This is a genomic window from Cohnella sp. (assembly GCF_041641335.1).
Lineage (GTDB): Bacteria > Bacillota > Bacilli > Paenibacillales > Paenibacillaceae > Cohnella.
This window is the reverse complement of record NZ_JBEPYQ010000078.1, coordinates 22979-34173: the sequence shown is the minus strand read 5'-3', so window position 1 is coordinate 34173 and position 11195 is coordinate 22979. Positions and strand designations below refer to the sequence as shown.

Genomic DNA, 11195 nt, shown 5'->3' with positions numbered 1-11195 from the left:
AGAGATATTACGAAGAAATGGCGAAAAGATGGAACGAGCAACACCCGGACAAACCGATCGAATTCGAAGGCAATACGTTCCCTTACGACGATATGCACAATAAGCTGCTCGTCGCGCTTCAGACGGGCGTTGGCGCTCCGGATCTATCCGACATCGAGATCAGTAAATTTGCGAACTATCTGAAAGGCACCCCTCAGCTCGCTCCGCTTAACGACATCGTAGAGCCCGAGTTGAACAATTTGGTCAAGTCCCGTTTCGACATCTACGCGAAGGACGGCCAATACTACGGCGTCGATTATCACGTAGGCGCGTCGGTTATCTACTATAACAAAGAAATCCTTGATAAAGCCGGAGTCAATCCGGACGACATCAAGACATGGGACGACTATAAGGCCGCAGGCAAAACGGTTCTCGAGAAGACCGGCGTGCCGATGGCGACGGTCGAAACGACGGAGCAGTGGTCGTTGTGGCCGCTCATCGCGCAGCAAGACGGAGACTTCCTCGGCAAGGACGGAAGCGTCACGCTGGACAGCGACGTGAACATCAAGACTGTGCAATACTTGCAGGATCTCGTGAAGGAAAAAATCGCCGTGCCTGCTCCGGGCGGCTTCCACCACTCCGAGGAATATTGGGCGTTCATGAACCAAGGGGGCGCGGCCTCTATATGGATGCCGATGTGGTACATGGGACGGTTCATCGACAACATGCCGGAGCTTAAAGGTAAAATGATCATCAAGCCAATGCCGGCCTGGACGGAAGGCGGCGCTCGTTCCGCGGGCATGGGCGGCACAGGCACAGTCGTTACGCAGCAGTCCAAAGCGCAAGATCTCGCCAAGGAATTCCTCGCGTTCGCGAAATTGTCCAAGGAAGGCAATATCGCCCTCTGGACGGAGCTCGGCTTCGACCCGATCCGCTCCGAGGTGTGGACGATGCCCGAGTTGAACGAGCCGAACAAGTTCACGGAATACTTCGGCGACGGTATCTTCACGATGCTGTCCGAAGTGAAGGACGAAATCAAGCCGGTCAATATTGGAGAGAAAACGCCGGCGATCATCGATGCGGTCAAACGTTCGGCCATGTTCCGCACGTTGAACGATATGGAAGACCCCGCGAAAGTGCTCAAGGAAGTTGCGGAAGAAGTAAGAGCTCAATAACCTATCGTTCTAGGATCACTAGCCTCGCTGGGTTCAGCCAGGCTAGTGGTTCTTTCCAGAAAGGAGACTGGCGTGGTGAACCAACCGAATCGCACCGCGACCGCGAAAGCGTCCGCGCCGAGAAAGACCGGCTTCCTCTACAATCAACGCATCGCGCCGTACGTTTTCGTACTGCCTTTTATCCTCACTTTCCTGATCTTCTTCGCCTACCCGGTCATCTCGACCGTTCAGATGAGCTTTCAGGAAGTATTGCCGGGAGCGACGAAATATATCGGTTTCGAAAATTACGAAAAGCTGCTGAACAAACATTATTACAGAGCGATTTACAATAGCTTGCTCTACACCGTTTTGACGCTGATCGTGCTAATTCCGGTGCCGCTCGTGTTCGCCGTCATGCTGAATTCGAGCGCGTTGCCGTTCAAGAACTTTTTCCGATCCACCTTTTTCGTTCCCGCGCTCGTCTCGATCGTCGTGGCAGGCACGATTTTCCGTCTGATGCTCGGCCAGTCCGACGCCGCGATCATGAACCAGATCGTCGGCCTGTTCGGCATCGAGCCGCAGAAGTGGCTGGCGGACGCCCGTCTGGGCATGCTGTCGCTCGTTCTGTTGGCGACATGGCGCTGGCTCGGCGTGAACCTCATTTATTTCCTGTCCGGTCTGCAGAACATCCCGCAAGACGTCTACGAATCGGCTTCGATCGACGGGGCGTCCGCATGGCAGAAGTTCATCAAGATTACGGTTCCGATGCTGAAGCCCGTGTCCATCTACGTGCTGACCATCAGCATTTTCGGCGGTCTGTCCATGTTTATCGAGAGCTTTACGCTGTGGAGCGGCAACCGCTCGCCGAAGGACATGGGGCTGACGATGGTCGGCTACATTTATCAGCAAGGCTTCGAACAAAACAACATGGGGCTCGGTTCCGCGATCGGCCTGTCCCTGCTGGGACTGATGCTTGTGCTGAACCTGATTCAACTGAAAGTATTCGGGCTCTTCAAGAAGGAGGACTGACCGGTGAAAGCGCAAAAAAAGCTGACTCCTTCTTCGCTGCTGATGCTGCTCCTGTTCATCGTCGTCACGATCGCGATGCTGACGCCGTTTTACGCGATATTGGTGGCGTCGTTAAAACCGGCGAAGCTGGCGATCAGCTCCGGGTTGAGCTACAGGATCGACTGGGAACTGTTTACTTTCGAGAACTACCGCTCGCTCTTTACGGAATCGGCGGATACGTACTTCACGTGGTTTAAGAACAGCATCGTCATTACGATCCTCGCTTCGGTCGTATCGTTGTTCTTTTCGGCATTCGTAGGGTACGGCCTGGCCATGTACAGCTTCAAGTTCAAGAACATGATTTTCGTCGCGATCCTGCTCGTGATGATGGTGCCGACGGAAATCATTATGCTGCCGCTCTACAAGCTGATGATCCAATTCAAAATGATCAACACGCTGTGGGGAGTCATTCTCCCGTTCGCGGTGGCTCCGCTGCCTACGTTTTTCTTCCGGCAGTACGCCAGCGGCTTGCCGAAGGACTTCATGGATGCCGGACGAATCGACGGCTGTACGGAATACGGCATGTTCTTCCGCATTTTCATTCCGCTTATGGTCCCGGCCTTCGGGGCGATGACGATTCTGATCGCTCTCGGCAACTGGAACAACTTCCTGTGGCCGATGCTCGTGCTGCGCACGAACGACATGCTGACGATTCCGATCGGTCTGAGCACGCTGATCACGCCGTACGGCAACAACTATCAAGTTCTGATCGCGGGTTCGGTCATCGCGATCCTGCCGATTTTGCTCCTGTTCGTCTTTTTCCAAAGATATTTTATTTCCGGCTTGACGGTCGGCGGCGTGAAAGGCTGATCACGACGAGACAACATCGAAAGAGGAAAGCAATCAATTTAGATTAAGCGGGGTTGGATGAGATGGGAAACCAAACAGCAATGCAGGCGACGGAATATTCGAATCCGGTCGTGGAACAGCGCGCCGATCCTTGGATTTATAAGCATTCGGACGGCTATTATTACTTCACGGCTTCCGTGCCGGAATACGATCGGATCGAGCTTCGCAAGTCGGCCACCATTCAAGGCATCGCCGACGCGAAGCCGGTCGTCTGCTGGCGCAAGCGCGAGCGCGGGCCGCTCAGCGCGAACATCTGGGCGCCGGAAATTCATTTTATCGACGGCAAGTGGTATATCTATTTCGCCGCCGCCCATACGACCGAGACGAACGAAGGACTGTTCGATCATCGGATGTACGTGCTGGAGAACGAATCCGCCGATCCGACCGAAGGAACTTGGACCGAGAAAGGGCAGATCAAGACGAACTGGGAGTCGTTCTCCCTGGACGCGACGACGTTCGAGCACGGAGGCGTCCGCTACCTCGTGTGGGCCCAGAAGGATCCCGATATTCCGGGCAACTCGAATCTGTATATCGCTCCGATGAGCAATCCCTGGACGATCGAGGGCAAGCAAGTGATGATCACGAAGCCCGAGTACGATTGGGAGGTCATCGGATTCCTGGTCAACGAGGGGGCGGCGGTCCTTAAGCGGAACGGCAAAATTTTCATCAGCTATTCCGGCAGCGCCACCGATCACCACTATTGCATGGGACTGCTCTGGGCGGACGAAAACCGCGATCTGCTCGACCCGGCAAGCTGGCATAAATCCGAAAGGCCGGTGTTCGTGACGAACGAGGCGACGGGACAGTACGGCCCCGGCCATAACAGTTTTACGGTGTCCGAGGACGGAAGGTCGGACGTGCTTGTGTATCATGCGCGCAACTATAAGGAAATCGTGGGAGATCCGCTCTACGACCCGAACCGTCACGCGCGGGCCCAGATCCTTCAATGGGACGAGAACGGCATGCCGGTGTTCGGATCTCCGGTCGCCGACGCCAAGGGAGGAAGATGAGCATTCGCGAGCGAGGATTGGAAACGAAGGCGTTCATCCTGGTTCTGTTATCCGCCCTGCTCGCGATGACGGGCTGCTCCCGGAGCTCGCCTTCGGAGGAAGAGCTTCGGGATCCGCTCATCGAGCAGCGCGCCGATCCCTGGGTCATCTTGCATTCGGACGGCTATTACTATTTCACGGGCTCCGTGCCGGAGTACGACCGCATCGAGCTGCGCCGGGCGAAGTCGTTGAACGGCCTTGCCGGGGCCGAGACGGCGGACATCTGGCGCAAGCCGGACAGCGGTCCGCTGAGCAAGCACATTTGGGCGCCGGAAATCCACTTTATCGACGGCAAGTGGTACGTGTACTATGCGGCGGCGAGGGAGGAGAAGCCGTTCGACCATCGGATTTACGTGCTGGAGAACGAATCGGCGAATCCGATGGAAGGCGAATGGATCGAGAAAGGGCAGCTGAAGACGAATTGGGAGTCGTTCTCCCTGGACGCGACGACATTCGAGCACGGTGGAACGCGTTACCTCGTATGGGCGCAGAAGGATCCCCGGATCGCGGGCAACACCAATCTGTACATCGGCAAGCTTGCGAATCCCTGGACGCTGGAAGGCGAGCAGACGATGATCGCGAAGCCGGATCAGGCCTGGGAAAGCATCGGCTTCATGGTGAACGAGGGAGCCGCCGTGCTGAAACGGAACGGCAAAATCTTCATCAGCTATTCCGGCAGCGCGACGGACAGCCATTACGCGATGGGTCTGCTGGCGGCATCGGACGCAAGCGATCTGCTCGACCCGGCATCTTGGACAAAGTCGGAGGCTCCTCTCTTCTATTCGAATCCCGACCAGAGCCAGTACGGTCCGGGCCATAACAGCTTTACGACGTCGCCGGACGGCAAGCGGGACATACTTGTCTACCATGCCCGTCCGTATCGGGACATCGAAGGCGATCCGCTGTTCGATCCGAACCGCCACGCCCGCGCCCAGTCGTTCGGCTGGAACGAGGACGGAACGCCGAACTTCGGCAAGCCCGGAGAGCCCCCTGATTTTTAAACAAAAAACCCGGAAAATCGATCTTTGGTTTTCCGGGTTTTCCTTTATAGTGAAAAGTAAAGTGACGGAGGTGCGCGCAAATGGCTTGTACCGGTTGGAAATTCGATTTTGGCGTCGGGGAGGCCGAGCCCGGCCGGACCAAGGCGACGGCGGATTGCCGCTATACGGAGGAGCGCGGTTACGGATTCGCGGGAGACGGAGCTGTGACGGCGAGAGACCGCGGGGAACCCGGCCGGCCGTGGCGGGACCTGATTATTCCGGCGGAGGCGGCGTTCCGCGTGGACTTGCCTGACGGCCATTATACGGTGACGCTCGGAATGGGAGACTGGACGCTGCCGGCGTGCACGACGATCAAGGCGGCTCCGGGGCGATTGCTGCTGCTCAGACGCCGGGTTCCTCCCGGACAGTTCGCCCGGGAGACGGTCGGCGTCCGCGTTCGCGGCGGCAGGCTGGAGCTGAAGTTCTCGGGGCCGGCGCCGAGAATTAATTGGCTGGAAATCGCGGCGGCTCCGGATGCGATCGCGCTGCATCTGGTCGGAGATTCGACGGTCGCGGACCAGCCCGACGACGGCTATCCTTACGCGGGCTGGGGACAGATGCTGCCTCATCTGCTCAAGCACGACGTCATCGTCGCCAATCACGCGGCGTCGGGCCGAAGCTCGCGCAGCTTTATCGGCGAAGGAAAATGGGACGAGGCGCTGCGCCAGATCAAGCCGGGCGATTACGTCTTCGTTCAGTTCGGTCATAACGACCAGAAGACGGACGAGGCGCGGCATACCGACCCCGAAACGACTTATGTTCAATTTTTGGGAAAGTATATCGATGAAGCTCTGGAGGCAGGCGCGCATCCGGTTCTCGTCACCTCCGTGCAGAGACGGTACTTTGAAGAGGACGGCAGGCTCCGGGATACGCACGGGCTGTATCCGGAAGCCGTTCGGAAGCTCGCGGAGGAGCGCGGAGTTCCGCTGATCGACCTGGCGGACAAGAGCAAGCGGCTGCTGGAGGAGCTCGGTCCGGAGGCGGCGAGCGCGCTGTTCATGCACGGCGCACCGGGAGAGTTCGCGAACTTTGCCGGCGGGATCGAGGATAACACACATTTTCAAGAGCAAGGGGCTATTCGGATGGCGGAACTCATTGCCGAAGGCATTCGCGAAGCGGGGCTGTGGCCTCTGACGATGTACCTGCGTTGATTGTTCCGCCGCCGTGCAACCGCTTTACAGCGCTTGTCGGGGATGGCATACTTTCTTCACGAGTTCATCTTGAATGATACGGAGGCGGAGAGCGATGATGCGGACGGTGTTCCGATCGTTACGGCATATGAAAATCAGAAACAAGCTGTCGGTGCTCATCGCGAGCATCATAGCAGTCACTTTCGCCTTTACGTTCCTGGTGCAGCAGTACGCCTTCTCGATCTACGACCGGCAGTTGTACGACAAGTCGGCGCAGGTGCTGAACCTGTCCTCCGCCGCGATCGAGACGAAGCTGGCTCGCATCGAGCAGATGTCGTACGACATTATCGCCGACATTCAGCTTCAGAGTCAGCTCCTGGCGATCAAAAACTCCGACTCGGAATACGACCTGCACATCATTAGGCAGAAGGTAATCGATCGACTGCTCACGTATGCGGGCTCCGAGCCTTCTATCTATTCGATTCAACTGTTCGATTCCCGGGGCGCCGAGAACGGAGCGGGCAATGTGACTCGCGTCGAGCCGGGCAAAATCGAGCGGATTCAGCAGGCGACCCGCGAAGCGGAAGGGGATATGCGCTGGTTTTTCCCGGAGGCGCCGGACGCCGCTTTGATTTCCGCCCGCGACATTCGTTCGTTCAGCAACACGAACTTCGATCTGGAATTTCTCGGCACGCTGCTCATCCGCGTGAACATCGGCAAAATCGCCCAGCAGGTTTCGGACACCGAAGGGGATTTGATTCTGTTCGCCGGCGAAGAGGTGATCTACCCGCAGAAGCCTCTGTTCAGCCCTCAAGAGGTGCTCGGATCGCTCCGTTCCTCCAAAGGCTATTTCACCCAGGAGTTCGAGGGTCATACGTACTTTATATCCTATACGCGCTCGTCGGGAACGGGCTGGACGTATTTGAACATTACGCCGTTTAATCAGATTTTCGAGCGGGTCATTTTCATCAAGGAACTGGTCGTCATCGTCTTCATCGCCATCTTTGCGCTGATGATTCCGCTCGGCATCCGTTTCTCGCGCAGTCTGACCCGGCCGATCGACAGCCTGATCGCGCGCATGAAGCTGGCCGAGAAAGGGAATTTCGCGGAAGCGCATCTGCCCTCGGCGGAAGAGTCTGCGCTGTCGATGGACGAGATGGGGCTGCTGCACCGCACGTTCCGGCTGATGGTCGAACGGATCAATACGCTCATTACCGAAAATTACGCGAACCAGCTGCTGATCAAGGAGACGGAATTCAAGGCGCTGCAGGCGCAGATCAATCCGCATTTTTTGTATAACACGCTGGAGTCGATCAACTGGATCGCCAAAGTCAATAAACAATCGAAAATCTCGAGCATGGTGGAGTCGCTGGCGTTCCTGCTGCGTAACTCCATCAGCATGAAGGAAGAAATTTTGACGCTTGGGGAAGAACTGGAAGTGGTGGAAAGCTACGTGACGATTCAGAAATACCGTTTCGACGACCGTCTGATCTTCGAGCTGGACGTGCCGGACGAGCTGCTCGGCCTGCGGTTGCCGAAGCTGACGCTTCAGCCGCTGCTGGAAAACGCGATCCACTACGCGCTCGAGCCGACGATCGGGAAGAGCCGGATCGTCGTTCGCGCGGAGCTGTCGGACGACGATCTGCTCGTCTCCGTGGAAGACGACGGCCCCGGCATGCCGGAGGATACGCTGGAGCGGCTCCGAAGCGGCGAGTTAAAGGCCAGAGGCAAAGGCATCGGACTGCTGAACATCGACGAGAGAATCAAGCTGGCGTTCGGAGAGCGGTACGGCTTGCGGATCGAGAGCGAGCCGGGACGCAGAACTCGAGTCATTGTGGCGCTGCCGCGCGAAGAGGGGGAATAGGGAATGTACAAGGTGCTGCTCGTCGACGACGAGAAAATCATCCTCGACGGCATCTCGCAAATGATCGATTGGACGTCTCTGGGCACCGAACTGATCGGCACGGCGCCCAACGGGGTCGATGCCTACGAGCGCATCCGGGAGCTGGCTCCGGATATCGTCGTCAGCGACATCCGCATGCCCGGAATGGACGGACTGGAGCTGGTCGCCGCGGTTCACCGGGACTTTCCCGGCGTCCGCTTCGTGCTGCTGTCCGGCTTCGGGGAATTCGACTACGCGAGCAAGGCGATGCAGTATGGGGTGAAGCATTATTTGCTGAAGCCGACCAACGAGCGCAAGATCGCCGAGGCGCTGACGGAGATCGTCGGCGAGCTGGAGGCGGACGAGCGCCGCGAACGGTTCGTCAGCGACATGAAGCAGGAGTTGTCCAAGGTGATGCCCCACGTCAAGGAGCAGGTGCTGAAGGAGTTCGTTACGAACAAGACGTACGGCAGCCGCGACTGGGACTATTACCGGAAGCTGTTCCGGTTCGAGTTCGAGCGCCCCGTCCGCCTGCTGCTATTCCAGGCCGAGGGGACGAGCGTGGAATTCGAGCATCTGTTCGCGATCAAGAATATCGCCGAAGATCTGCTCGAGACGACGCTGCTCGGCACGACGATCGGAGACCACGTGCTCATTCTGATCGAGGACGCGCTTGCGCCGGAAGAGCTGTTTCGCAAACTGGAGCGGATACGTAGCATTTTCCAGAGCTATTACAAGATGGATGCCACGATAGCGCTCAGCGAGCCGGATCGGATCACGCAGGCGAGAAGCCTGTATCGCGAGACGCTGCGCTGCTTGAATTACCGGTTCTATCTGGGGGAAGGCGGCGTGATTACGAGCAAGGATACTGGAGAGCCGGAGCGGGAACAGCTCGATGCGTTCTCCTTCGACGCGGAACAGCTGACGATGCCGATTCAGTCCGGCCATAGAGAAGAGGCCGAGCAGGCGCTGGCCGATCTGATGAGGGAGCTGAAGCGGGGACAAGCGGACATCGACATGACCAAGTCGCACGTCGTCCAGCAGTTCGTCTCTCTAATACGGCTCGGCGATCTGCAGCGAATGGACCGGTATTACCGCCAGCTGGCGGAGCTGGCCGGGATGAACACGCTGCAGGCGATGCAAACGGTGCTGGAGGAGACGGTGCGCGAGTTGGCGCAGTTCCATTACGAGCGCAACGTCGTTAAGATTACGTCGATCGTGCGCAAAATGATGGACATCGTCGAGGAGCAGCTGGGCAATTCGGACTTGTCGCTGAACCAGGTGGCCGGCGAGATGCTGTACATGAACGCGGATTATCTTGGCAAGCTGTTCAAGAAGGAGACCGGGGAGAAATTTTCCAACTATGTCGTCAAGGCCCGGATTAAGAAGGCGACGGATCTATGGGCCGCCAATCCCGAGATCAAAATTTTCGAGATGGCCGAAATGCTCGGTTTTGGAGACAATCCCCAGTATTTCAGCCAGGTGTTCAAGAAGCAGATGGGCTGCACCCCTTCCGAGTATGCCAAGCAGGCGGACAACTCTGCTTTTTGAACAAACAGCACGGTTTTTTGCATTACGATTTCGATCCGACCCGATGATAATAGGAAATGTAAGCACTAACAACTCAACCGACTCACAGGGGAGGATTTAGAAATGAAAAAAGCATTAACCGGTATCGTCCTGCTCGCTCTCGTCATCAGCCTGATCGGCTGTGGCTCCGGCAAGGATAAAGAAGCGGCCAGCTCCGCTCCGGCTTCGTCTCCCGCAGGCTCGGCGGACGCATCCCCGTCCGCGTCGGCCAGCGAGAGCAAAGATCCTGTCAAGCTGCGCGTCGCCTGGTGGGGCGGTCAAGCCCGTCACGATTACACGCTGAAGGTCATCGAGCTGTACGAATCGCTGAACCCTCACGTGACGATCGAGCCGGAATACGCCGCTTTCGACGACCACTGGAAGAAGCTCGCGCCTAACGCGGCGGCCGGCAACCTTCCGGACGTCATCCAGATGGATATCTCCTATCTGTCGCAATACGGCGGACGGGGTCAGTTGGAAGACCTGACTCCTTACACGCAGAACGGCACGATCGACGTCAGCTCGATCAGCGAGGCGTCCATCTCCGGCGGCAAGCTCGGCGACCAGCTGTTCGCGATGAACCTCGGCTCCAACGCGCTGCTGGCCGTTGTCGACAAGGCGATGCTGGAAGCCGCGGGCGGCACGATGCCGAGCCAAGACTGGACTTGGGACGATTTCACGAAGCTCGGCCCGGTCATGAAGTCGCAAGGCAAGCTGCTGACGGCGGATCTTCGCCACGACGTATTCTTTCCGTTCTATCTGAGAGGCAAAGGCCAGCACATGTACGCGGCCGACGGCAAAGGCTTGGGCTATACCGACGATCAACTGTTCATCGATTTCTACACGAGATACCAGGACTGGTACAACAACGGCTATCTGCTGTCCCTCGACAAGCTGGCGCAGAAGAAGGGCACGCCGGAAGACGGCGAGCTCGAGATGGGCAACGCGGTCAGCACGTGGGGATGGTCGAACCAATATATTCTTTCTTCCACGGTGGCGAAGCGTCCGTTCGAAATTTTGCCGGTGCCGGGCTGGAACGAGAACAAGGCTCTGTTCCTGAAGCCGAGCATGTACTTCTCGATCGCCAAAAACTCCAAAGTGAAGGAAGAAGCGGCGAAATTCATCGACTTCTGGGTCAACAACATCGAAGCGAACAAGATCATTATGGGCGAGCGCGGCGTTCCGGTCTCCTCCAAGGTGAAGGAAGCGCTGAAGCCGGATTTGACACCGGAGCAGGCCAAGGTGTTCGACTACGTTGCTTGGGCCGAGCAGAACAGCAGCCAGATGGACCCTCCGAACCCGGTCGGCGCCGTCGAGGTCGACAAGCTGCTCAAGGATACGGCCGAGCAAATTCTGTACAAGAAGCTGACCGTCGAAGAAGGCGCGGCCAAGTTCCGCGAGGAAGCGACGAAAATTCTCTCCAAAAACTAAATTCGGTGCGATCGGGCTCGCGGCTTCCGCGGGCCCGGTTTTAA

9 protein-coding genes are annotated in these 11195 nt (G+C 57.5%); all 9 read left to right on the top strand.

Translation table 11 applies throughout. From position 1 onward, the window contains the following. Positions 1–1154 (top strand): ABC transporter substrate-binding protein (locus ACESLM_RS22425; RefSeq protein ID WP_372634537.1); only part of this gene is annotated, 1154 nt, incomplete at its 5' end. A gap of 72 nt (positions 1155–1226) precedes the next feature. Continuing rightward, a complete protein-coding gene (locus ACESLM_RS22420; protein WP_372634534.1) occupies positions 1227–2162 on the top strand; it encodes a carbohydrate ABC transporter permease in 936 nt (311 codons plus the stop codon). Positions 2163–2204: 42 nt separating this feature from the next. Next, positions 2205–3011, top strand: a complete 807-nt coding sequence (locus tag ACESLM_RS22415) for a carbohydrate ABC transporter permease (protein ID WP_372634542.1) — start codon at positions 2205–2207, stop codon at positions 3009–3011. 62 nt (positions 3012–3073) lie between these two features. After that, positions 3074–4060 carry a glycoside hydrolase family 43 protein gene (locus tag ACESLM_RS22410; RefSeq protein ID WP_372634531.1) on the top strand — a complete coding sequence of 329 codons (987 nt, stop codon included), beginning with the start codon at positions 3074–3076 and terminating at the stop codon, positions 4058–4060. 65 nt (positions 4061–4125) lie between these two features. Beyond that, the gene (locus ACESLM_RS22405; RefSeq protein ID WP_372634540.1) at positions 4126–5100 is read left to right on the top strand and encodes a glycoside hydrolase family 43 protein; all 975 of its coding nucleotides are present in this window, start codon (positions 4126–4128) and stop codon (positions 5098–5100) included. An 80-nt stretch (positions 5101–5180) separates the two neighbouring features. Beyond that, positions 5181–6290 (top strand): rhamnogalacturonan acetylesterase, encoded by a 1110-nt coding sequence (locus ACESLM_RS22400; protein ID WP_372634529.1) that lies wholly within the window; start codon positions 5181–5183, stop codon positions 6288–6290. A 94-nt stretch (positions 6291–6384) separates the two neighbouring features. Then, positions 6385–8133: a cache domain-containing sensor histidine kinase gene (locus ACESLM_RS22395; protein WP_372634526.1), complete on the top strand. Its 1749-nt coding sequence runs from the start codon at positions 6385–6387 to the stop codon at positions 8131–8133. 3 nt (positions 8134–8136) lie between these two features. Further along, on the top strand, positions 8137–9702 hold the full coding sequence (locus tag ACESLM_RS22390) for a response regulator transcription factor (protein ID WP_372634523.1): 1566 nt from the start codon (positions 8137–8139) through the stop codon (positions 9700–9702). Between the two features lie 102 nt (positions 9703–9804). Further along, positions 9805–11151 carry an ABC transporter substrate-binding protein gene (locus ACESLM_RS22385; RefSeq protein WP_372634520.1) on the top strand — a complete coding sequence of 449 codons (1347 nt, stop codon included), beginning with the start codon at positions 9805–9807 and terminating at the stop codon, positions 11149–11151. Positions 11152–11195 lie beyond the last annotated feature (44 nt).

Excerpts from the sequence above, each read along its gene's own strand:
- ACESLM_RS22415 (WP_372634542.1), top strand. The coding sequence starts at position 2,205 with ATGCTGCTCCTGTTCATCGTCGTCACGATCGCGATGCTGACGCCGTTT.
- ACESLM_RS22410 (WP_372634531.1), top strand. The coding sequence starts at position 3,074 with ATGGGAAACCAAACAGCAATGCAGGCGACGGAATATTCGAATCCGGTC.
- ACESLM_RS22405 (WP_372634540.1), top strand. The coding sequence starts at position 4,126 with ATGACGGGCTGCTCCCGGAGCTCGCCTTCGGAGGAAGAGCTTCGGGAT.
- ACESLM_RS22400 (WP_372634529.1), top strand. The coding sequence starts at position 5,181 with ATGGCTTGTACCGGTTGGAAATTCGATTTTGGCGTCGGGGAGGCCGAG.
- ACESLM_RS22395 (WP_372634526.1), top strand. The coding sequence starts at position 6,385 with ATGATGCGGACGGTGTTCCGATCGTTACGGCATATGAAAATCAGAAAC.
- ACESLM_RS22390 (WP_372634523.1), top strand. The coding sequence starts at position 8,137 with ATGTACAAGGTGCTGCTCGTCGACGACGAGAAAATCATCCTCGACGGC.
- ACESLM_RS22385 (WP_372634520.1), top strand. The coding sequence starts at position 9,805 with ATGAAAAAAGCATTAACCGGTATCGTCCTGCTCGCTCTCGTCATCAGC.